The organism is Flammeovirgaceae bacterium SG7u.111, assembly GCA_034044135.1.
GTDB lineage: Bacteria > Bacteroidota > Bacteroidia > Cytophagales > Flammeovirgaceae.
Genome location: CP139021.1, coordinates 7,120,568 through 7,143,645, shown reverse-complemented (window position 1 = coordinate 7,143,645; position 23,078 = coordinate 7,120,568). Strand labels below are relative to the sequence as shown.

The 23,078-nt window shown below is 41.1% G+C and carries 21 protein-coding genes; 13 read left to right on the top strand and 8 right to left on the bottom strand.

Going from position 1 to position 23,078, the window contains the following annotated elements; translation table 11 throughout:
- Positions 1 to 188 precede the first annotated feature (188 nt).
- From R9C00_27535 to R9C00_27515, 5 genes are all read left to right on the top strand, one after another.
- On the top strand, positions 189 to 989 hold the full coding sequence (locus tag R9C00_27535) for an SDR family oxidoreductase (GenBank protein WPO35453.1): 801 nt from the start codon (positions 189 to 191) through the stop codon (positions 987 to 989).
- A 78-nt stretch (positions 990 to 1,067) separates the two neighbouring features.
- A complete protein-coding gene (locus R9C00_27530; GenBank protein ID WPO35452.1) occupies positions 1,068 to 1,856 on the top strand; it encodes an alpha/beta fold hydrolase in 789 nt (262 codons plus the stop codon).
- Positions 1,857 to 1,859: 3 nt separating this feature from the next.
- The gene (locus R9C00_27525; protein ID WPO35451.1) at positions 1,860 to 2,780 is read left to right on the top strand and encodes an aminopeptidase; all 921 of its coding nucleotides are present in this window, start codon (positions 1,860 to 1,862) and stop codon (positions 2,778 to 2,780) included.
- Between the two features lie 123 nt (positions 2,781 to 2,903).
- Positions 2,904 to 4,097, top strand: coding sequence for a sodium/proton-translocating pyrophosphatase (locus R9C00_27520; GenBank protein WPO35450.1), 1,194 nt, complete (start codon positions 2,904 to 2,906; stop codon positions 4,095 to 4,097).
- Between the two features lie 103 nt (positions 4,098 to 4,200).
- Positions 4,201 to 4,506 carry a DUF4286 family protein gene (locus tag R9C00_27515; protein WPO35449.1) on the top strand — a complete coding sequence of 102 codons (306 nt, stop codon included), beginning with the start codon at positions 4,201 to 4,203 and terminating at the stop codon, positions 4,504 to 4,506.
- On the opposite strand, the gene R9C00_27510 is transcribed toward R9C00_27515, so the two are convergent.
- Entirely contained in the window at positions 4,501 to 5,493 is a 993-nt protein-coding gene (locus R9C00_27510) for a hypothetical protein (protein WPO35448.1), read from the bottom strand. The two genes, R9C00_27515 and R9C00_27510, sit on opposite strands and share 6 nt — an antisense overlap.
- 274 nt (positions 5,494 to 5,767) lie before the next feature.
- On the opposite strand from R9C00_27510, the gene R9C00_27505 reads away from it, so the two are divergent.
- Positions 5,768 to 7,204, top strand: coding sequence for a hypothetical protein (locus R9C00_27505; protein ID WPO35447.1), 1,437 nt, complete (start codon positions 5,768 to 5,770; stop codon positions 7,202 to 7,204).
- 77 nt (positions 7,205 to 7,281) lie between these two features.
- Here R9C00_27505 and R9C00_27500 read toward each other — a convergent pair whose 3' ends face one another.
- Positions 7,282 to 8,001 (bottom strand): hypothetical protein, encoded by a 720-nt coding sequence (locus R9C00_27500; protein ID WPO35446.1) that lies wholly within the window; start codon positions 7,999 to 8,001, stop codon positions 7,282 to 7,284.
- A 250-nt stretch (positions 8,002 to 8,251) separates the two neighbouring features.
- Between R9C00_27500 and R9C00_27495 the strand changes: the two genes are divergently transcribed.
- Entirely contained in the window at positions 8,252 to 8,686 is a 435-nt protein-coding gene (locus R9C00_27495; protein WPO35445.1) for a hypothetical protein, read from the top strand.
- Positions 8,687 to 8,699: 13 nt separating this feature from the next.
- On the opposite strand, the gene gldD is transcribed toward R9C00_27495, so the two are convergent.
- From gldD to R9C00_27465, 6 genes are all read right to left on the bottom strand, one after another.
- Positions 8,700 to 9,296, bottom strand: coding sequence for a gliding motility lipoprotein GldD (gene gldD, locus R9C00_27490; GenBank protein WPO35444.1), 597 nt, complete (start codon positions 9,294 to 9,296; stop codon positions 8,700 to 8,702).
- 46 nt (positions 9,297 to 9,342) lie between these two features.
- Positions 9,343 to 10,677 (bottom strand): gliding motility-associated protein GldE, encoded by a 1,335-nt coding sequence (gene gldE, locus R9C00_27485; protein WPO35443.1) that lies wholly within the window; start codon positions 10,675 to 10,677, stop codon positions 9,343 to 9,345.
- Between the two features lie 26 nt (positions 10,678 to 10,703).
- Entirely contained in the window at positions 10,704 to 11,162 is a 459-nt protein-coding gene (locus R9C00_27480) for a single-stranded DNA-binding protein (protein WPO35442.1), read from the bottom strand.
- Between the two features lie 89 nt (positions 11,163 to 11,251).
- The gene (gene mutY / locus R9C00_27475; GenBank protein WPO35441.1) at positions 11,252 to 12,334 is read right to left on the bottom strand and encodes an A/G-specific adenine glycosylase; all 1,083 of its coding nucleotides are present in this window, start codon (positions 12,332 to 12,334) and stop codon (positions 11,252 to 11,254) included.
- 31 nt (positions 12,335 to 12,365) lie between these two features.
- On the bottom strand, positions 12,366 to 12,947 hold the full coding sequence (locus R9C00_27470) for a GNAT family protein (protein ID WPO35440.1): 582 nt from the start codon (positions 12,945 to 12,947) through the stop codon (positions 12,366 to 12,368).
- Between the two features lie 19 nt (positions 12,948 to 12,966).
- Positions 12,967 to 14,661, bottom strand: coding sequence for a hypothetical protein (locus R9C00_27465; GenBank protein WPO35439.1), 1,695 nt, complete (start codon positions 14,659 to 14,661; stop codon positions 12,967 to 12,969).
- A 330-nt stretch (positions 14,662 to 14,991) separates the two neighbouring features.
- On the opposite strand from R9C00_27465, the gene R9C00_27460 reads away from it, so the two are divergent.
- The 6 genes from R9C00_27460 (at position 14,992) to gldA (ending at position 23,064) form a co-directional block, all read left to right on the top strand.
- Positions 14,992 to 16,983 carry a GMC family oxidoreductase N-terminal domain-containing protein gene (locus tag R9C00_27460; GenBank protein WPO35438.1) on the top strand — a complete coding sequence of 664 codons (1,992 nt, stop codon included), beginning with the start codon at positions 14,992 to 14,994 and terminating at the stop codon, positions 16,981 to 16,983.
- A 113-nt stretch (positions 16,984 to 17,096) separates the two neighbouring features.
- Positions 17,097 to 18,533 carry a TIGR00341 family protein gene (locus R9C00_27455; GenBank protein WPO35437.1) on the top strand — a complete coding sequence of 479 codons (1,437 nt, stop codon included), beginning with the start codon at positions 17,097 to 17,099 and terminating at the stop codon, positions 18,531 to 18,533.
- A 90-nt stretch (positions 18,534 to 18,623) separates the two neighbouring features.
- Positions 18,624 to 19,688, top strand: a complete 1,065-nt coding sequence (gene corA / locus R9C00_27450; protein ID WPO35436.1) for a magnesium/cobalt transporter CorA — start codon at positions 18,624 to 18,626, stop codon at positions 19,686 to 19,688.
- Positions 19,689 to 19,838: 150 nt separating this feature from the next.
- On the top strand, positions 19,839 to 20,621 hold the full coding sequence (locus R9C00_27445; GenBank protein WPO35435.1) for an IS5 family transposase: 783 nt from the start codon (positions 19,839 to 19,841) through the stop codon (positions 20,619 to 20,621).
- A 52-nt stretch (positions 20,622 to 20,673) separates the two neighbouring features.
- Positions 20,674 to 21,831 (top strand): 3-dehydroquinate synthase, encoded by a 1,158-nt coding sequence (locus R9C00_27440; GenBank protein WPO35434.1) that lies wholly within the window; start codon positions 20,674 to 20,676, stop codon positions 21,829 to 21,831.
- Between the two features lie 309 nt (positions 21,832 to 22,140).
- Positions 22,141 to 23,064 carry a gliding motility-associated ABC transporter ATP-binding subunit GldA gene (gene gldA / locus R9C00_27435; GenBank protein ID WPO35433.1) on the top strand — a complete coding sequence of 308 codons (924 nt, stop codon included), beginning with the start codon at positions 22,141 to 22,143 and terminating at the stop codon, positions 23,062 to 23,064.
- Positions 23,065 to 23,078 lie beyond the last annotated feature (14 nt).

The window sequence follows — 23,078 nt, the reverse complement described above, 5'->3', positions numbered from 1 at the left end:
TTGAAAATAGTATAATTTTTCACCTTATCCTTTTCCAAATTTTAAAAAAAATACTGACTAAATAGTAGATGTTATCACAAAAATAACAAATTAACCTGCTTGCTGCGCTTCTTCAATGCTGATCGTACCCTCGTGTTTTCAAACTTATTCAGTTTATTTATAGGTAAATATACTTTTGGAAAACTGATATGAAGGAACTGAAAAATAAAGTGGTATGGATTACGGGGGCATCTTCTGGAATAGGAGAGGCTTTGGCCCATGCTTTTGCCAAGTTGGGCAGCAAAGTGGTACTTTCTTCTAGAAAAGAAGCCGATCTTAAAAAAGTAGTTTCAGATGCTGGGCTTGGTGAAGAGGATTGCCTAGTCGTACCTCTTGATTTGGAAAAGTACGATGGGTACGAAGTGTTGGCAGCTGAAGTGATGGCTAAGTTTGGGAGGATAGATGTTCTTATCAACAATGGAGGAGTAAGTCAGCGATCCTATTTTGCCGAAACAGAACTAGGCGTTTTTGAGAGGATAATGAAAATAAACTTTATGGGTACGGTGGCACTCACCAAGGCTGTATTGCCCTTTATGGCTGCCCAGAGGTCTGGCGTGCTGGTGACGGTAAGCAGCGTGACGGGCAAGTTCGGTACGCCGCTTCGTACGGGCTATGCAGGATCGAAGCATGCTGTGGTCGGTTTTTACGATGCGCTTAGGGCAGAAGTGTGGAAAGATGGCTTGGAAGTGCTGATCGTTTGCCCAGGCTATATCAAAACCAAGCTGTCGCTAAATGCCTTTATGGGCGATGGGAGTTTGCAAGGAAAAATGGATTCAGGGCAAAAAAATGGCTTATCGCCCGAGCTCTGCGCTCACAAAATTATTAGTGCGATAAAAAAAGGAAAAAGGGAGATTTACCCAGGAGGCTTCAAAGAAGTAGCTGGGGTTTACCTCAAAAGATTTTTCCCTGCACTTATGGCAAAGGTGGTGAGGAAGGTAAATGTGAGGTAAAGGCTTTGGCAATTGTATTATTTGTCTATTTTTGGATAGGAAGGATTTTTTAAACAACCAATAAGGACATATTTAACTATGGAACCGCTAAACTATACGGAGAGTGGCGATGGACAAGTGGTGGTCTTGATCCACGGATTTTGTGAGAATAAAAAACTTTGGGAAGCATTTTCAGCCTTGCTTTCTATGAAATACAGAGTGATTACGCTTGATTTGCCCGGTTTTGGTGAAAGTGGATGTGAGTTTAGGAACCCTAGCCTCGAAGATTTTGCCGATAAAGTGGAAGCTACCCTAGGGCTTATGGATATAGAAAATGCCATAGTAATAGGACATTCGCTTGGTGGGTACACAACACTGGCCTATGCTGATAAATACCCTAAGAGATTAATGGGCTTCGGTTTGTTTCACTCTACTTCATTTGCCGATAAGCCAGAGAAAAAGGAAATCAGAACGAAAGCGATAGAATTTATCAAGAACAACGGAACTGAGAAGTTTGTCACTTCCTTCTTTCCAGCGCTTTTTGCACCAGCTAATCGTGAAGTGCTGAAAAATCAGATCAATTATTTCGTAAAAGATGCTTCGAGCTTGCCAGAGCTATCCCTCACAAGTACTATGGCGGCAATGCGTGAGCGCCCTGATAGGAGAGACGTACTTTCCAAAGCTGAAGTACCTGTATTGTTTATAGTAGGAAAAGAGGATGGTTCTGTTCCTTTGGCTCAGAGCATGGAAGAGGCAGCCTTGCCTAAAGATTGCTCAGTACATATTCTTGATGGTGTGGGGCACATGGGTATGATAGAAGCAAGGGAGCAAACATTATTGATTATTGATAATTTTATTAAATACTGCGTAAGTGTAAATACTTTGTAAATAATGGACTATAGCCTACTCAAACAACTTTGCCAAGTTTTTGCCCCTGCGGGCGACGAGCGATTGATGAAGCAATTTGTGCTCGATTATGTGGAAAACAACAAGAAAAACTGGAAGGTACAGCCAGAAGTGATCACCAACGATGACTTGCAAGATTGCATCGTGTTGGTATTTGGAAAGCCCAAAACAGCCATTTTTGCCCATATGGATTCTATCGGTTTCACAGTGAAGTATGATAACGAACTAGTGAAAATAGGAGGACCGAGAATCAAACATAACTGGACGCTGGTAGGAAAGGATAAGCAAGGAGATATAGAATGCTTGATGAGCGTGCCAGAAGGAGGAGACAAAGCTAGTTATAAGTTCGAAAGGGAAATAGATAGAGGAACAAATCTGGTTTTCAAAAGTGACTTTAGAACAAGTGACGAGAGTATTCAGTCGTGCTACATGGACAATCGCTTAGGTTGTTTCAATGCATTGAAGGTTGCTGAGACCTTGGAAAATGGAATAATTTGTTTTTCCTGTTACGAAGAAGTTGGTGGAGGAACAGCAATGTACCTCGGAAAATATATTTATGAAAACTACGGTGTGAAGCAAGCACTAATTTCCGACATTACTTGGGTGACAGATGGGGTTCGCCCAGGAAAAGGAGTCGTGATTTCGATGAGGGACAGTGGGCTTCCAAGAAGGTCGTATCTTGAAAAGATTATAGGTCTTGCTGAAGAATCAGGTATTCCATTTCAGCTAGAAGTAGAAGATGCTGGAGGGAGCGATGGTAACCAATTGCTCAAATCTCCTTATCCCTTCGACTGGTGTTTTATAGGTGCGCCCGAAGATAATGTGCATACGCCAGACGAGATTGTAAAGAAAAAAGACATAGAGGCAATGGTAGATTTATATAACTATCTGATGCCAAGATTGTAATTAATCGTGATTTTTGAGCTGTTAAGCGTGAATTAACGTTAGTTAGGAGGGTTTATTGGGCTAGTTGGGAATTTTTTTAATAACGTTGCAGTTAGAATACGAGTTATCCACGAAATTGACGTAATGCTCAATCAAAAATCAAAAGAGAAAATCAATACTTTTTTCTCGAACCAGTACAAACCCGTACTTATATTATTCTTTGCTCTCACGACTATCTACATCACTAAATCTTACTTCAATGCCACCGGTACCCAACTGATACAGTATGGGGCATTAGTAGGTTTTAGTCAGATGTTTTTGGTTAGGTTGCTGGGGAATTTAATTCTCTTAAAAACAAAAAAAGGGCAAATCCATAAGTGGGTGGGAGTTTTATTTGCGCCACGGCCGGGCTATAGCCTTGGGATGCTTTTTGTCTCAATATTAGCCTTCACGGTATTGTTCCTCAATGCTGGAGTAACCTATTGGAACGTATTTTTGCTGAATTATCTCCTGTTTTCATTTTTAGCAGGATCTGCTTTAGCTACATTGGTTTACGAGGTTTTTGGATTTAAAATCAAAGACCTTCATATCAATTATCAGCTTGATCCGGATAGGTATGATGCTTTTAGTGGAGCGTTGATTGCTACTATTTATTTAGGGCTTTCGTACCTCCAATTACCCGAAACCGCATCACCGTTACAGTATCAAGGAGCTATTTTACTTCCCTTGGTTTTTGCCCTTGTAAGCTTAATGATTACTTATTTGGGTGCTATTTTCTTCGAACTGAATATCAACAAAAGCGAATACATAAAGCCTTTTGTAAGTGTGATATCAAGTGCCTTGCTTATTTATGCCGCTATCAAACTTGTTCCTTATTTTTTGCCCTTCAACTGGTTAAACGAAGGAGTGGAATTCACGGCTCTTCAAGTACTGATGGCAATGCAGGTAGGAATATTAGTAGGTTTGGTATCGGGAAAAGCAGTAAAGGCATATTCATATTTAGCTCAAAAGTACATTGATTTTTTGCTGAATAAGCCATTTAAAGGATTGATCGTAAATATCTCTTTGAGGTTTGTGATCAACGGAGTTCTAGCCTTGCTGCCTCTGTTTTTTGTACTTTCAGGCTTGATGTTTTCTTATTCCTTGGCAGGTATCTATGGGTTGACGCTTTCGTTTTTGTGCATGGTATCGAACGTGGGTGTTAGTTTGATTATCTTGAGGAATTATTTGAACCCCAAAAGGCTCGAGAATATTAGCCATCGCCAAAAAATGAAACTTGAAAGAGTTTCTCCAAATTTTAAAAAGCTATTGATGAAATGGTTTAAAGTTTCGAACTAAATTTAGTTTGGGCAAGATTAGAATCATTTTAAAAATATATTTGTAATGGAACTGTAGGTCAAAAATTCGACCTACAGTTTTTTTATACCTAAAAAGGATAGCTATGATAGTATATAATTTTACCGTCAATATTGAAAAACCGTCGAAAGAAGAATGGCTTGGGTGGATGCAACAATATTTTATCCCGAAAGTGATGCAGACAGGCGTGTTTGTGGACTATAAGTTGATGCGGTTGATAAACGAAGAGGAGAACAATACGGGAACCACTTTTGCCCTCCAATTACGCTGCGAAAACCTTACAAGGCTCAATGTATTCTTGCAAGACCATGCCGAGCGCTTAATCCAATGGCACTACACGAAGTTTAAGGAAAGGCATGTTTCTTTTAATACTATTTTGGAAGAGTTATGATAAGACTTTTCTTAGGTATGGATTTCGGGGGCTGTTTTTCCAAATAAACCCATCGATTACATAATGGGAAACTTGGGGCAAGGAAAGTAATGCAAGCGCAGCAGCCTGTACCCAAGGGCTCTTCAAAACGGGTAACGGGTAACTTGACCAAGCTTCAAAAAATGCTGTTTTTTCCCTGTACAAGAACATATCCCAAAAATATTCTTCCCCTAAAGCCAAAAGCAAGACAATTATAAACATAAAGGCGATATTGATAAGCCCGTTATTCGCCTTTTTCCTTTCTTCATTGCCAGTAATCACCTTTTTTTTCTCTACATAAAAGAACACCAAAGCCATGTAAGGTATGCCATGGGCGACTACATTGGTTAGGGTAAAGGCGATATCTGAATTGAAATAAACAATTCCCAAGTACCAATTGACCCCCGTGGTGATTACCCACAAAGCCTTTGCCCAAGGAAAGTCATTCTTTTTGTTTATTAAAAATTGCTCTGTAAGCCAGCCTATTAAAACCAACCAATAGAGTGTATTCCCGATTAAATTGAGTGTTGGAACAACCAAAACCCAGTTGTTGATCAATTCCCCAATCGCAAAAAAGTCTCCGTCTACAAACCAGTTAAATCCTCTGTTGCTGTTGATATGCCAATAAAAAACGGGGTACAGCATGGAAAAATAAATCACATGTGAATCCTTGAAATATTTGCCCATTTGGCTGTTCCTATTTTTCATCTGATAGATTTTCATAAAACCATATTGTTGCTTTATGAAGTGGAATAGGGCTAGATAGGCTAATATTCTCCAAAACCAAAAAGAGGAAACACTGGCAATTCCGAACAGAAGGGCAAAGCAAACAAGAGGAGTCAGCGTAAGGAGCTTGCGGTGGTTGGAAAATTCTTCTTTATCGAGATATGTCCTGAAAATAGTGCTCCAGACATGGCTAACATCAATTCCTAAAATGATTACTACCCAAAACCATAAGGGTAATTCCATTTGTAAAATATCTGTAGGCAGGTTGAAACAAACAACCCAGCAAGCCCATACGGGTAGAAAAAGGATTAATAAATCTTTTTTCTTCGATAATATCCAAGAGGTTGTTTGATGGTTGTTCATTGTCTGATATTTTAGAGGTTAAATTAGCTATTAACCCTCAAAATTCTAAGAAAAACACTTCATTTGAAGCTTTTTAGTTTGTCCCCCATACCTTAATCCTGTTATTAACTCGTTGTGATAGTAGCATTTTAATTTAGCGCGCTACATCAATACAATGAGGAGATTATTAATACTTTTTGTGTCAGTTATCCTGGTTTATGGCTGCATTCCGATTGAGGACAAAATCAATCCGAAGGTGCAGGGCTTAGATATAGCCGGAACATACTTTTACCAAGATACAATCAAGTTTTCTGTGATTTTTCTTGATAATAATGGACTAGATAGCGGAAGCCTCTTGATCAATAAATTTCCAATCGAAACAGCTACTGAAGCTGCTTGGAGTCATATAGATACTTTTGAGATTTCAGGTAGAAGGGTTGAACCTTCTTTTGAGATTGTAGTCCCTGAGTACAAAGAGCTAGGCACGTACCTTATCACTGTTTATGGGTTTGATGAAGGAGGTAATCCCGATACAGTCAAGCGCTTTTTCGATTTGAAAGGTGATGAAACCGCTCCAGAAATTAATGAGTTGAAAATAGGGTTGGAGCAGGATAGTGAGGGTAATTACAAGGCTTGCCGCTCCACCGTAATTGATGTCGATGGTTTTGCAAGCGATAATTTAAATGTAAATAAGGTTGGGTTTTCTTGGGGCGGCTCAAAGGCCAATCTAGCTTTTTATTCAGGAGACTCTATCGGGCTTGCCTCGGTATTTGATAATAAACTGATTGTTCCCAAAAACTTACCTTCCGATACGCTAATTAACCTTAATATCATAGCAGTGGATTCTTTCGATAATGTTGGGGTTAAAACTATTCCTATTAAAATTGACTGCGATGATATTGCCCCTTCTTTCAGCTTGGTTAAGTCCCAGCCTCGTGTCAATATAAATAATAGGACGTTTGTTACCGAAGGAAACCAATTCACAATTGAAGAAATATATGTTTCAGACAATAGGTTTACGAAGAGTGTGTCCGTGTATTTTAACAAATTAGGGGAGGAGTTGTCTTTATACGATGAAGCTGAGCTAAATACTGCTGAAACTACAGAATTGTCTCAGCTTTTAGACCTTGAGTTTGAAATTCCGGCATCGGCAAATATTGGCGATATATACGAAGTGAGTTTGCTGGCTAGCGATAGCTCAGGGAATAATTCAGAACTTTTTGTGGTGCAGACAATTGTGATTGAGGATAAAGCCCCACTCATAACCATTACAGATACGTATATTAACGATGTTGATACCGGCTTTTTATTGAGCGGGTATACTTCTATAAAAGCAGGGGAATATGTGACCTTTAAAGGGAAAGTAGAAGAGGAGTTTAAGCTTGATCTTTTACAGATATATTGGTTTAATGAACGTGAAACTCCACAGGTCTACTTAGAAAGAAATATTTTCTTTAGCCTCCCGCTCAATTTGGCAAGCTATCATGACCAAAGCTCTTTTGCTATTCCTCAAAGCGCTGTAGCAGGTGAAACATATGAGTTGAAAATATATGTAGTCGATTCTAAAGGACAAGAAGCCGAGGTTGTCTATAAATTTGTGGTAGTTGATTAAATTCAATACTTATTCAACAAAAACCGGCCCTTGAGTTTTAAACTCAAGGGCCGGTTTCTTTACAAGATTAAAATACACTATTGTTTGAATGACGCTATTTGTGAATAGCTCACTAGTTTCCCTTTTTTATCAAAATTTTCAGTTCTCACCATACCTACCTTTTCTGTTATCCATTCTGCTCCGCTAGAGGTCATGCGTTGTGTCATTCCCATTATTTTTACTTCGGCATCAAATTTATAGGTGATTTTATAGCACTCAAATGAACCAGCGCTAGTTTCTAAAGTTTCTTTTTTTTCTACCTTTCTATTGTAAATTCTGAAATTGCTAGGGGCACCCATCATAGCAGCCATTGCTGGGTTGTCCGATTTGATAGTTGTGGTAAAGTTTGCGTCTGGAAGAGTTTCTCCAACCGATAATGACGATGGAATTACCATATGGTCACCATCTATTTCTACAGATATACCTTCCATCTGATCCATTGCTGAATTTTGCATGGCAAACCTACTCATGTCCATTTTTATATTGCCACCTTCGCAGGTGAGCGTGTAATTCATTTCAGTGATTTGTTCGCCTTTTTTATCCATCAGCACAGAAGATGATAATATTTTTTGTGCTCCAGCTTCATCGGCGACCTCTAGTATGGAGATTTTTTGACTTCCATCCAGCTTCCCTTTTCCATTAAAGCTTTCCATCACAATCTCTGTTCCTTCTGTATAATTAAAATAAGGGTTACACTGAGCGTGTAGTAGGTTTGTAATGAATAATAGCGAGCAAAATAATAACAGACTTTTTTTCATGGTATTTATCATTTTAAGTTTCAATATGGTACTTGATTTATCTTCTGGTTATCTCTTTCTGACCTCCAGGTTTCATTATTTAAAACTTACCTAGGTAAACATTATCAGTGCTACTTCAGTATTAGTAATTATACTACACAGCCAAATTATCCTTCCTTGTTCACATGATTTGTCAAATAGGATCGTTAGAAAATGCATATTGAGCATTTAAAAAAACGATACATAGCTTCTTTCTAAACCATCGATACAAATGGAGGACTACCTGGATTTTAGCGAACCAGCTGAAGAATTTAATAAGTTAAAAAATAAAATCAGATTGCTGATCTCCGAACAGTTGTTCGACGAAGCATTAGAGTTGATTGCGGCAATACCAAGCAAATGCTTTTCATTTGATTTGAGTGCCACTAATAATTTGCCAGTTGAAGATATTATGGTGTTCCTTCATAACCACCGTCAGCTCAATCATTTCGAACTGCTAATGATGGGTGATTTATTTATGCTAGAAGGAGAAGTGTATTATAAGCTCAAACAGTTTTCTCAAAGTAAAAACCTATACGAGAAATCTCAAAAAGTATTTACGTTTTTAAGTACCCTTAAAGGAAAAACTTTTCCCATTAAGTTTGAAGAAAAATTGATAAAAATTCAAGTAATGCTTAGGACGATAAATATTGAAATAAAGCAATAATTCCCATTTTTTGCTAAATTTCTCTCCAGTCAACTGTATTTAGCATGTGTATCATATCTAGCTTAATGTAATCTATCACAGGCTTGAGCGAATCGTTTTTGTCCGAGTGGGGGAAATAAAGCGTTGCCCTCAAAAAATGCTTAGCCGAATCGGTTACATAAAACTGAAAAGGACTTGGTACCTCACCCTCCAATTCGAATACCACACCAGGGTATCCTTTGGGTGTTCTCACAAAATAGTCATCAATTTTTACAGCTTTCACATAATGCTTACTCGTAAGCCGCTGCGAATTATCTGTAATTTCTATGAGCGAATCCAAGTTGTCCTTTACCGATTTGTAAGTAATATTAAGTGTAGCCTCATGTTCGGGATATACAATTTCAATCCAATAAGGCTCTGTCATAAAAGTAGAATCAGGTATTACCTTGGAGTGCTTTGAGTATTGAAAAGTATAAGGATATTCCCCTTGAAGATTCTTGTATTCATGCTCGGGAAGGTCAATTCTTGGGTAGCCCTTAGGCTTAGGAAGATATACTGGGTCACTACAACTCATGCATATTCCTGTGATAAATACTGTAAGGAAGGTATATAATATAGCTTTTTCCAACATAGCTGGCCTTATTCAAGGTTAGGTTTTATTTCCAAAAATGGTACGACTAGATTTGTTCAGGCTGCACATTGTCTTTTAGCAATACCCTTACGCTTCTTATCCTTTTTTTGTCTACAGATACTATTGTAAATACATATTTGCTGAACTCGATTTTCTCTCCTGCTGTAGGGAACTTACCAAAAAGCTCAAGCATCAGGCCTCCTATCGATTCGCTTTCCCCCTTGGCTTCTGAAAACTCAGTAGGATCAGCGTGGATAATTTTACAAAAATCATTTAATGAGGTCTTCCCTTCAAAAGTATAGGTTTTTTCATCTATTTTTCTGAAGCCAACATCTTGGTCGTTATCAAACTCATCGTTTATTTCCCCTACTATTTCCTCAATGATATCTTCCATGGTAATCAGCCCAGAAGTCCCTCCATATTCATCTACCACTATGGCCATATGCACCCTTTTCTTCTGAAAGTCGCGCAATAACTCATCTATTTTTTTTGATTCGGGAACAAAGTAGGGCTCTGTTCTTATGAGATCCTGCCATTTGTAGTTTTTGCCTTCTTCTATGTGCGAAAGCAAGTCTTTGACATACAATACACCTATGATTTTATCGATGGTGTCATGGTAAATAGGGATTCTTGAAAAAGTGGATTTATTGATTATTTCAAGAAGGGTTTCAAAGTTTTCCTCAGAGTCTATCGCTTCTATATCTATCCTTGAGCGCATAATCTGCTTTACCGACTTAGTGCCAAAACTGACAATCCCCTTTAGGATTTCTTTTTCTTGGTTGACTTTTGCCGTTATCTCTACCGCTTGGTTCAGTTCGTTCATCGAAACCGAATAGCCCTTCTTTTTGACCCTTTTTTCTATCACATCTGTCATGGTCATTAGCAACCAAGAAAAGGGCTTAAAGAGCGTGGTGGCTATAAAGAGGACCTTACTTGTGAACTTGGCGAAAGAAAGGTTTCTTTCCGTGGCAAATACTTTGGGCACTATTTCCCCAAAGAAGACGATGGCAGCGGTTACGATGACGGTAAGCCAAACAATGGCACTTTCATTATCGCGACCGGCTATTTCCCAAGTAGCAAAAGTAGCCAAGGTGACCAAGGCTACGTTTACCAAGTTATTTAAGATCAAAATAGTGGCCAACAACTGCCTAGGTTTAGACAAAAGGTCAACTATTGCTTTTTCGGAAGGTGAGCTGCCGTTTTGGCAATTGTCAACCTGCTTGGGCGAAAGCGAGAAAAACGCTACTTCAGAGCCCGATATTAGTGCCGAAAGTGCTAATAGAATAATTGATATGAAAAATATCGGGTAAACTGAAGTTGGTATTGCCAAGATTAAATTTAGTATCAGGCTACCCGTTTCTGGTTCAAGACTACTGTCCAATTTCGGTTAATTTGGTTTGAAAATACTTAGAACGGAAGATCATCGATATCATTACTTCCGCTGTTCTGATCTACAGGGGCACTGCTGCCTCCGCTTTTATATTGTCCAGAAGATTCTTGTGCGCCAGAGTTTCCTCCTCCGCCACTTCCCGCTTTCGAAAGCATGGTCATGTTGGTCGCTCTTATTTTTGTAGTTCTTCTGTTATTTCCTTCTTTATCAACCCATTTTTCTGTTTTTATTTTTCCTTCTATAAATACAGAATCGCCTTTTTTCAAATATTGTTCGGCAATTTTTGCCAACCCTCCCCACATTTCTACATCATGCCATTCAGTACTATCTACCCTCTTGCCTTCTCTGTCCTTATAACTTTCAGTAGTAGCTAATGTGATACGGGCTACTGCGTTTGTGTTTTCGCCTTCAAAATACCTTACCTCTGGGTCTTGCCCTAAGTTTCCTAATAAAATTACTTTATTTACTCCTGCCATGGTAACTGTTTTTTGGTGTTAGGGTTATTCATCTTACAGCTATAAGCTGCCATTTATTTTTAATATTGTGTATTGCGTGCAATTAACAATTAATATACGCCTTTATTCAAAAACTTCAAAATCAATACAGGTTTTGGCAAGTCTTTTATTTCATCCATATCATAAAAGCTGCCATAATATTCTTTAGTCAGTATCTCTGCCAATTTTTCAGAGTTTAACCGAAAAGAGAAAAATTTTGCCTGCAACTTTTGATGAGATAAAATATGGGTGAACAATTCAGATTCATCTTCTACTGCTATATTTTCTGTATTTACGCCCGCAAAACTACTAATTGTATCGAGTAATTTTCCATGTTCCTCAAATTCCCCCTTCTCTATCAGTGGAAAATCGAACAGTCCTTGCCACACATCGCCAGCTTTTCGCTCTTTTAGGAGAAGTTTCCCCTCATATTCGAACACCAAATAGTGGAAAAAACGCTCCCTTACTTTAACTTTTTTCGATTTGAAAGGCAAAGAACCTTGTTTGCCCAGCTTTCTGGCTACGCAAAAATCGGAAAAGGGGCAAAATAGGCAAATGGGATTAGCGGGCTTACAGTGCATGGCACCAAATTCCATTATGGCTTGGTTGTAATCACCAATGTTTTGGTCGGGCAAAAGTGATTTGGCTTTTTCCCTAAAAACTTTTTGATCTTTGGCGCTGGCTATGTCTTCTTCCATACCAAAAAGCCTGGCAAGCACCCGGTACACATTTCCATCTACCACAGCTACTTTTTCACCAAAAGCAAAGGAGGCAACGGCTGCGGCGGTATATTCTCCCACACCTTTCATTTTTTTTATTTCAATAAAAGAAGTGGGGAATTTTCCATCAAGTTCATCACGAACATACTGAGCTGCGGCGTGCATATTTCTGGCGCGGGAATAATAGCCCAAGCCTTGCCAAAGCCTCAAGACGGTTTGCTCATCGGCATTAGCCAGATCGATGATGGTCTCAAAGGTTTCCACAAACTTTTCCCAATACGGAAGCCCTTGCTGCACACGGGTTTGTTGTAGAATAATCTCCGATAGCCAAATTTTATACGGGTCTTTGGTCTGCCGCCAAGGCAATTCTCTTTTGTGCTCGTAGTACCACTTCAGAAGTTTGTCTTGAAAAAGTTCGGCTGCAATGTGCTCCATTTAATTGTTTTTTCTAAAAAAGAAACCCTGATTATTTTATTCCTTTGAAGATGGTCTCTTTTACTCCGGACCATTCATATGCCAAAAAGCTGTAATAAATCGTATCCCTCCTTTCTCCGTTGCCCAAAAGCGTATGCGAGCGGAGCACTCCTTCTTCTACCGCCCCTACTTTTTTCATCGCCTTTCTCGACCGCATATTTCTAACATCGGTTTTTAGCTCCACACGGAGGTATTCCATTTCTTCAAAGGCATATTGAAGCAACAAAAATTTGCAGTACTTGTTAAGCCCCGTACCGTGAAACTCAGGCCCCAACCAAGTCCAACCAATTTCTACTCGCTTATCTCTGGGGGAAAAAGAGCCAAATGCAGTCGCTCCAGCTACTTTTCCGCTTTCTTTATCGATGATAAGAAAAGGGTAGCGTTGGCTTTTTCCTTTGGAGGCAAAGCTATCGTCGAGCCAGTTTCCCAAGCCTTCCCTAGTGGAAAGGTCATAGGTAAAATACGTCCAAAGGTCTTTTTCTTGAGAGATTGCAAAAAGGCTTTCAAAATCGCTAGAGCTGAGGGGGCGTAGCAGCGCTCGCTCGTTTTCTAAAGTAATTTGTTGTGAAAACATATTGGATAAAAAACTGAGCTTAAAAGTCGAATGTTTTTTTGGCTATGTTCAAGCGGAAGCCAATCTCTGTAAAGGAGGTGTTGTAGCTCAGGCTTTCGTCATCGCTTTGGTACTTTCTTAGCAGTTGCTTCGCATCTATAAACAAATTGTGCTTCAGCTGGTAGCTAAGCCCTAGCTCGGCTATGTAAATATTAGTTTTTATCCCCTGCCCAATTTTATTTCCAAAGTCTTGTTGCCTTGTGTTGTAGTCGAGGAAAATGTTGCTGCCCCAGTTCTCATTTGCCTGATCTTTTCCTGTAAACACATAAATCCCTTTGCCCACAATATTGAGCCTTGGAATAGGCTGAACCCTAAGCAGGCCTACAAATTCCCTAAAGTTTGCCCCAAGCGGATGCGTAAGGTGTTGGTCATAATGTTGGTAATTGGTGAACTTAGGTGTGTTTTTGTGGGAATAGGTATAAGGAGAGGCGGAGTTGTATTCCAGTTGGAGGTCGAGGTTTTGGATATTGGCCACGTTGATATATTTCAACCCAATTTGTTGTCCAAATTTATTAGCAAACCATCCGCTACCATTCCAAAACTCTTTGAGGTAGATATCATCCACGAAGAGTTGCCCGTAGAGTTGCAGGTGATTAGCCATGTTCCATTTAAAGTCGAAACCCATGCTTACATTGTCAGGGTCACCAAGTTGGTGCTCCAGCGCTCGGAAGAAAATGATAGGGTTGAGGTAATCTATTTCAAAGTGGTTGTTGCCCAAGCTATCTCTTCGGGAATACACCACGGACTCGAACAAGCCGATATTGAAGTTGTCTGAAAGGTTGATGCTGAGGTGATGGGCTACAAAGTTTTTTCGAGCATACGGTTCTCCTATTCCATCGTTTCCTTCGGCCGTCATGCGGGCAAAAATGTTGGTATAGTTCAGTTTCCAGACCTTCGTGTTGAGCTTTAAGAAAAGGTAGTTGGTAGCAAAATCGGAAAGGAACATGCTTCGGAAGCCATTTCCAATAAAATTTCTGTCATGCCCAAACTGCACAGAAATTTGTTCGATTAACTTGAAGTTTATCGAACCTTTCACTCCAAAATAGTCAGCACCATCTTCTTTGTAGGTTTTCCAAAAACCTTCCCCTGGAATAGCTCCATTTTCCTCCACACGCTCCTGCACGTAATATGGCAACCTTACTTGATTTTCGGTAAAAGCCGAGTAGAAGCCAATCTTATTCCCAATCATCCCTCGCATTTCTACCCCTCTCGTATTGGTAAAAGTATTGTTTTCAAGCCCATTGTCCTTCCCAGCCGAAACCGCCAGCACAGGGCTAATGTGCAAATCGAAGTCAGGTTCGTCTACATGGTAAAAGTCCGATACGTTTCGGTAAATCTTTTTCAGAAAAGGCTTTTTGCTTTGGTTGTCAACTGAATCGAGCCATTCCCAGTTGTCATTGAGCAAATATTGTAAATTGAACTTGTCGACTTTACTGAGATTCAACTTTCCATGGTACACCTTTTGGGCAAACTCGGCAATGGAGCTTCGGGTGTAAGGTTTCGAGTTTGTAAAAAAGCTGCTAGAGAAATCTTTTTGAAGAATTTCATACCTGTCTATCAGGTAATAATAGTCGGAGTTGAGGGGCGCCATACTACTTTGGGAAAATAGCAGTATTGGGGAAAGCAACATGAAACCCACAAGCTGGCTTATTTTTCTAGAGAGAGTATAATTCATTACCAAATAGCTAAATGTAGATGAACGGTTAGGTTGAAATGGAGGATAAGTAAAGGAGTGTGTTTATAAAGCAGGTCTCAAATCTAGGTAATTTATGGGGATGTGAGCGGAAAGGACAAAAAAAAGTCTCCACAATCTGCGGAGACTTTTCTTGAAAATTATCTTCTTAAGCATGTCGCTTTACAGCTCATACACCTAAAAGGACATCAATTTTCATACCACCGCTCCAAAATATTTTGCTCTTCATGCATACTATTTTTTAAGGTTCGCTATTTAGTTGATCGTTTTTTGACTAAATTTTAGGAACAAAACCAACACAACACACATGCAATGACCAACACACATGAAAATGAAAAGCAGAACCTGCTTAGCCACGGGCAGATGGCGCAGCTCGTTGCCATATGCAATAGCATTATCCCTTCCCTCGAAGCAGAGGAGGGGGCAGGTTATTGGCTCAGAAAAGCCTCAGACCTCGATGTTGCCCAATATGTAGAAGAAGCCATAAGCATACAAAGTCTGGAAAATCAAAAAGATTTTTGCCAGTTGCTCGACGTGTTTGGCAGTCCTTTCGCAGGGTTGCTTTTTGCAGGCTCTTTCAAACCCTTTGACAAGCTCTCGCCAACCAAGCAAGAAAAATGGTTGCGGGCTTGGTCTGCTAGTTCCATCCTCCTCCTTAGGAAAGGCTTTTCTACCTTAAAAAAATTATCGTGCTTTATTTACTATACCGTTACCAATTCGAGTAATACTAACCCAAATTGGGAAACAATTGGCTACCCTGGGGTGATTTCTGAACCGCCACAGAAGGCAAGAAACATCAATACGATTACTTCAAAAAACAATTCTACTCTCCATTGCGAGGTGTTGATAGTTGGTAGTGGAGCTGGTGGTGGTGTGGTTGCCGGAGAATTGGCAAAGGCAGGGAAAGATGTGCTGGTGGTGGATAAAGGAGGGTATTTTGATGAGCCCGATTTTAATCAAAAGGAGCTGGACATGGCCGTGTTGTATGAAAAACGAGGGACGCTGACCTCGGCAGACGGGGGGATGACCATTTTTGCAGGGAGTTGCGTGGGTGGAGGAACTACGCTCAACTGGGCTGGAACCATTCGTACGCCAGACTATGTGCTAGAAGAATGGGCACAAACTGCCAGCGCCCCACACTTTCTTTCCAACGATTATGCAAAAAGCTTAGATGAAGCAGCCAAGGCTATCCATACCAATACAGAATTGGTTCAAAATAACGCCCAAAACCAACGGCTGTGGGAAGGTGCAAGCAAGCTCAGCCACAAGGTACGCCCTATTCCCCAAAATATTAAAGCTACAGCCGAAGTGGATCAGAAAGTGTTTGGCTATTCTTGCTTTGGCGACCAGTACGGGCACAAACAGAGTATGTTGGTGACTCATTTGAAGATGGCGCAAGAGTACGGAGCAAGGTTTATGGCAAATATGGAAGCCCGAAAAGTGTTGGTGGAAAATGGAAAAGCTGTGGGGGCTGTGGCGCTACAAAAACATGCCGATGGCACAATAAGCGAGATTAGAATAGTAGCCGATAAGGTAGTTGTAGCGGCAGGGTCTATCCATACGCCTGCTATTTTGAAAAGAAGTGGGCTGGAACATCCAGAAATTGGTAAAAACCTTTTCCTTCATCCTGTTGTGAATGTATCAGGGATTTATAAGGAAGAAATAAACAGTTGGTGGGGCGGGATGATGACCGTTACCAACGATGAATTTGCCCAGCTTGATGGGAATTATGGTTTCAAAATAGAGACCCCGCCAGCACATTTGGGACTAATTTCCATGGCAATGCCCTGGCACTCTGGCAAGCAACACAAAGAGCTAATGCTACAAGCTAAGCACGTATGTACCTTTATCATTCTCACCCGCGATAAGTTTGGCGGAAGGGTTACGCTCGACAAAGAAGGAAACCCCGTGGCGCATTACCGCCCAAGTGCTTTCGACCTCAACCATTTGCTGAAAGGAGTGAAAGAAGGTGTGAAAATTCAAAAAGCGGCTGAGGCTCAAAAAGTGATGGGTCCCCATTACGAAATGCCATTTATGGAAAATGTGCCAGACAGTAAGCTTGATGATGAACTGAGAAAGTTTAAGTGGACTTCTCACCGCTATAACCTTTTCTCCGCCCACCAGATGGGTACCTGCCGAATGGGAGGAGATAAAAAAAGCAGCCCTCTTGCACCTGATGGGCAAACCTATGAGGTGAAAAACCTTTACGTTGCTGATACAAGCGCATTCCCCAATGCGAGTGGGGCAAATCCAATGCTTTCAGTTGAAGGATTGGCGCATTATATAGCCCAAGGGTTAAAATAATTTTTTTAAGAGGTGTGACTTTTGGGAGTTTGCTACGAATAGTATATGTTGCTTATTAATTGATTAAAACTTAAAGTCTGATAATAGAAATTTTCTTTTAGTAAACTCTCAAAATGAAACGGATTAAAGCATTAGTTAGGGAGATTTGGAAATACAACAAAGAGGTGATGGGGCGGATTGCCAACTTGGCAGACGATACGGACATCGAAGGCACAATCAATGGTATCAGAAGCCAAGTGGTGTTGGAAGGTTCAAACCTTTGGATCCTGATCTGTTCTACCTTTATTGCCTGTATAGGTTTAGATACTAACTCGCCTGCTGTAATTATCGGTGCGATGCTTATTTCACCGCTGATGTCCCCTATTTTGGGTATTGGGCTTTCGGTAGGCATCAACGATAGGGACACCTTGTTGAAATCTTTCCGAAACTTCTTGGTTGCTATTGGGCTTAGCCTTTTGGTAAGCATGATTTATTTCAAAATCACTCCTTTTGGAGGCTTTACCGATGAGATGAGGGCAAGGACCGAACCTACTATTTTGGATGCTTTTGTTGCCTTTTTTGGTGGTTTGGCTGGTATTATAGCAGGTTCTCGTACCAATAAGACCAACGCTATACCGGGCGTGGCTATCGCTACGGCTTTGATGCCTCCTTTGTGTACGTCAGGCTTTGGCTTGGTTACGGGCAGGCTCGAAGTATTTGGTGGGGCTTTTTACCTTTTCTTCATCAACGCCGTGCTTATCTGTATGTCAACCTACGCTATTGTGCGAATTTTGAAATTCCCTTTGGTGGAAGTGCCAGACCCAAAAATGGCGAGAAAGGCGACCCGTTTTGTATATTTCTTCCTTACCATTTTGCTTATCCCTAGTTTTATTTTTCTTTACAACTCTCTAAAAAATATTACCAGGACCAATATCATCACCACCTTCATTTCTGAAAACATCCACTTTGATGTAGAGAAAGGAACGGAGTGGAACTATGAGGACTACCCAGATTCTTTGGGCGTTCTCAAAGTTTATTATTTTGGGCAATACATCCGCACCGATTCAGTGGAAGTATTGGAGACCAAACTGAAGGGGCAGCTTGCAGAAAGTTTGCTGTTGAAAATGTCTGCTCCAAAAATTACCAGAATAGAACTTACCCCGACCGATGCTCCGCCCGACGAAGAGAAAAAGTTGATAAAAGAAGAGATTGTCAACATCAAATCGAAGCTGGTGACCATGGAGCAAATCCAAAAAAAGGAGGTAGATGGGAAGGTTTCACAAGTAGATAGCCTTAAAAATATTATTACATTCCTTCAGAAGGATACCATTCCGTTTTTGGAACTGAAGGAAGAAATAAAAGCTTTGTACCCCGAACTGGACGAGTTTACCATCTCTAAAGCTACGCAAACAGCGTATGACAGCTCGGGCATCCAGCAAGTATATATGGGTTTGGTGAAATGGAACAAAAAAGTGACAAGGACTTCGGATAAAAAGAACCACCAAGAGCGGCTGCTTTCTTACCTAAAAGTGAAGCTCAATTCGGATAAGGTGCAGTTAGTAGATTATTAAATTTGTGTAAAGTGAAACATTATTCCTCCTGAGGTCTTGGTAAATTCGAGAAATCAGGAGGAATAATGTTTTTAATAGAAATGCTTTCTAATGGCGAGGTTTTATAAAAAGAGGACAGAAAACAAGGGCAAGCCGCCGGGCTCGCTGATTTTTATTGGAAAAAAGATGATGGAAAAGCCGCTGATCACGCTTTTCCAATATTCTAATGAAGACTTGATTGAAAAAGAAATAGCGAATGTAGAAGACCTTGAAAGTGAGCTGAAGGAAGGCTATATCAACTGGGTGAATATTTATGGGCTTCACGAACCTGAGCTGATAGGAAAGGTCTGTGATATGTTTGACGTTCATCCGCTTTTGCAAGAGGATATAGTGAACACGGGACAGAGGGCGAAGTTTGAAGAAGTTGAAAAACATGTGTTTGTTACCCTAAAAATGCTGGATTTGGACCCCGTGAAAAAGGAGGTAGCTTCCGAGCAGGTGAGTTTTGTGCTGGGAGAAAATTATTTGCTCACGTTCCAAGAAAGAAAAGGGGATGTGTTTGGTGGAGTACGACAGCGTATGCGAGACAGGGTGGGGAATTTCAAACAACTCAGAAACGACTATTTGCTTTATGCTCTGCTCGATACGGTGGTGGATAACTACATTTACCTAGTGGAGCACATGGGAAATGAAATAGAAGACTTGGAAATAAAAGTGGTGGCAGACCAAGATGAAAGGGTGCTGCTGGAAATCAACAATTATAAAATTGAGCTGAACTTCATCAAGAAAATCATTACGCCGGTGAGGGAGTTTATATTTACCATGCAGCGGACTGACTCCAAGCTTTTTAGCAAAAAAACAATGCCGTTTTTAAGCGATTTGCACGATATAATCACCCATGCTTCGGAAACCTTGGACACCTACCGAGTGATGCTGACCGACTACCTCAACCTCTACCACGCTGCACTCAGCAATAAAATGAACAGTGTGATGAAGTTCCTGACTATTTTTTCTACCATTTTTATTCCTCTCACGTTCATTGCAGGCATTTACGGGATGAACTTTGAAAAAATGCCTGAACTGGGTTGGGAATGGGGCTACCCCGCCGCTTTGCTCATTATGTTTGTGGTTGGGGTGGGAATGCTCGGTTTTCTCAAATACAAAAAGTGGCTTTAAGGATTGCACACACCTCACTTTGCCACCTACCGATTTTTTAGGTCAATTCCTTGTCAGAATTTCTACATTTGCTGTGGAAATAAGAGCATGTTTAAATTTTGAAAAGAGCCGGGCAGGCTAAAACTTTGTAGTGACGAAACAACAAAGTTTATGGAAACAGGATATACCCGCTTGACCTCCCGGCAATGGCAATATATAAAAGAATATCTTCCCGTGGAAAGGAAACGCAAATATGACCTCAGGGACGTGGTGGACTCGATCTTGTACTGCATGCGCAGCGGACAGCAGTGGCGCAGCCTCTCGGGCGAGGGACGCCCTCCTTGGAATGTGGTATACTATTATTTCCGCAAGTGGCAGGGGGACAACACGCTTTTTCGGCTGAACGCGGCACTCAACCAACTAGAGCGCAAGAGGAAGGGCAAGAAGGCGACCCCGAGCATGCTTTCCATTGATAGCCAGTCGGTAAAGTGCGCGCCTTTTATCGGGCAGGACACGGGGCTGGACGGCAACAAGAAGGTGAACGGGAGAAAAAGGCACGTCATCACCGATACGCTCGGGCTGGTATGGGGAGTGGTCGCCACTGGCGCCAACGAGCATGACGGCACGATAGGGCAACGGGTGGTGGAGCCCCTCTTGGGCTACCTGCACAGGATGGAAAAGATCCTGGCAGACCAGGCCTATAAAAAGAAGTTCACCGGATGGGTAGAGGACAACATAAGGGGCGTAGAGGTCGAGATATCCTCTTGTCCCCCAACCCCCAGGGGCTTTGTGCCCATCAAGTGGAGATGGGTCACCGAGAGGACATTCGGCACGTTCAATTTCTTCCGGAGGCTGTCCAAAGACTATGAAAAAACTACCAAAAGCCAAGAAGCTTGGGTTTTATGGCAAAACTGCCAAATAATACTTAATAGGATCAAAAAAATGCCTATTTAAAATTTTTAAACATGATCTAACTTCTAAAATACTGTCAAACTTTTACTAACAAATGCAATTAATAAAACAATCTTTCCCTGTAGAGTTCAATTACAATGTCTATTTCACTGAAAACCTTTTTGAGCCAAGCAATTCTCTGTTAGCTAGCTCTTTGGGAGAAAAGACCAATGGCAAGCCCCACAAGGTCTTTTTTGTGATAGATAGCGGTGTAATGGCGCATTGCCCTGAGCTTTCTTCCAAAATAAAAAACTATACAACTGCTAACGGTTCGGAGCTAGAGCTTTGTGCCGAGCCTATGGTAGTGAGCGGGGGGGAAGAGGCAAAAAACGATATACAGTTGGTATTCCAAATAGCCGAAGCGACTTCCAAATTTAAGATAGATAGGCACTCGTATATTATAGCGATAGGGGGCGGTGCAGTGCTCGATATGGCAGGGTTTGCCGCTGCTATTTCCCACCGAGGCATTCGTCATGTGCGTATCCCCACCACGGTGCTCTCGCAAAACGACTCGGGGGTGGGCGTGAAAAACGGGGTGAACTACTTTGGGAAGAAGAATTACCTCGGCACATTTGCTCCACCTTTTGCCGTTATCAACGATTATGACTTTTTGCAAACCCTCGACGACAGGGACTGGCGAAGCGGAATTTCCGAAGCGCTGAAAGTCGCCCTTATAAAAGACGTTTCTTTTTTTGAAGAGATAAAAGCAAATGTCAAAGGGCTTGCTAGCAGAGAACTAGCTCCCATGAAATCGTTGATTTTCCGATGTGCCCAGATGCACGTTGACCATATTTCAGGCAATGGCGACCCTTTCGAAATGGGTTCTTCCCGCCCGTTGGACTTTGGACATTGGGCAGCACACAAGCTCGAAAAACTGAGCAATTTCCAGATTAGGCACGGAGAGGCAGTTGCCATTGGCATAGCCATAGATGTTACTTATTCTTATCTGACCAAAAGGCTTGTAAAGCCCGAATGGAAGGAGGTAATTGATACACTATTGGCAATCGGGTTTGATATTTTCCACCCCGATTTGGAACAAGAAGCTGAGGATGGAAGAAAAGAAATTATAAAAGGCTTGCAAGAATTTAGGGAACACCTTGGAGGTGAGCTTACTATCATGTTATTAGAAAAAATAGGAAAAGGAGTGGAGGTCCACGAAATGGATGAAAACTTGCTGCTGGAATGTTTAGAGATATTAAAAATATATGAATAGCACTTTTTTGACCTTTTGCTCTTTAAAATCACGCAAAATGGGGTATGGTGGAGGAATAGAATTAACCCTACCTTAGTACTACAGTTTTCCAAGTTAGATCATAGTTAGCTGTAAGAGTTTAAGAGTTCTAGTGTCAATAATTTTTGCAGAGAAAAGCATCAGGTCAATTGGCTTGATGCTTTTTTGATTTTCCCCACTTGCCCTTCATCTTTTTTATCAGGTATTCTTTGCCCTCTAAAACTTTGCAAAGCCTTTTTCTTTGGGTATTATTACTTTTCAAATGTTGTTTTCTAAAGAAAAGAAGAGGTAATGAGCGTAAAAATCTCCAACCTGAGCAAAATATACGGTGAGCAAAAAGCGGTAAACAATATTTCCTTCGAGGCAAAGGAAGGGGAAATATTGGGCTTTTTGGGACCAAACGGAGCAGGCAAATCCACTACTATGAAAATAGCTACTTGCTACCTTTCTCCCTCTATGGGCAAAGTGGAAGTGTGTGGGCACGATGTAGAAAAGTCGCCTTTGGAAGTGAGAAAAATAGTCGGTTATCTCCCAGAACATAATCCGCTTTATTTGGATATGTACGTGAAAGAATACCTTGGCTACGTGGCAGGGCTCAACAAGATAAAAGGGGCAAAAAGGAAAGGTAGAATAGCCGAAATGGTAGAACTGGTCGGGTTGCAAAGGGAACAACACAAGAAAATAGGGGCGCTCTCCAAAGGCTACCGTCAGCGGATAGGCTTAGCACAAGCGCTGATTCATGACCCTAAAGTGCTGATTTTGGATGAGCCGACCACGGGGCTAGACCCCAACCAGATTTTGGAGATTCGGCAAGTGATCAAAAATATCAGTAAGGAGAAAACGGTTATTTTTTCTACCCATATCATGCAAGAGGTACAGGCACTTTGCGATAGGGTAATCATTATCAACCTTGGGCAAATAGTGGCGGACAGCTCGGTAGAATTACTCAAGCAGCAAGCGGGAGATATAAAAATCCTTTTGGAATTTGACGAAGCCATTGACCTTGCTGTGCTTGGCGCCCTGGAAGGGGTAAAGCAGCTCAACGAACTGGGCAACTGCCAGTATGAAGTGATAGCCGATGGGGAAGAAGACATAAGGTCCGAACTTTTTAAGCTGGCCGTAAGGGAGAATTGGGTGCTGAAGGGCATGGCAAAAGAAGAGCTTTCCCTCGAACGAATCTTCCATCAGCTCACCAAAGCTCCTGCTGTTACTTAAGCAGGAGGCAAGAT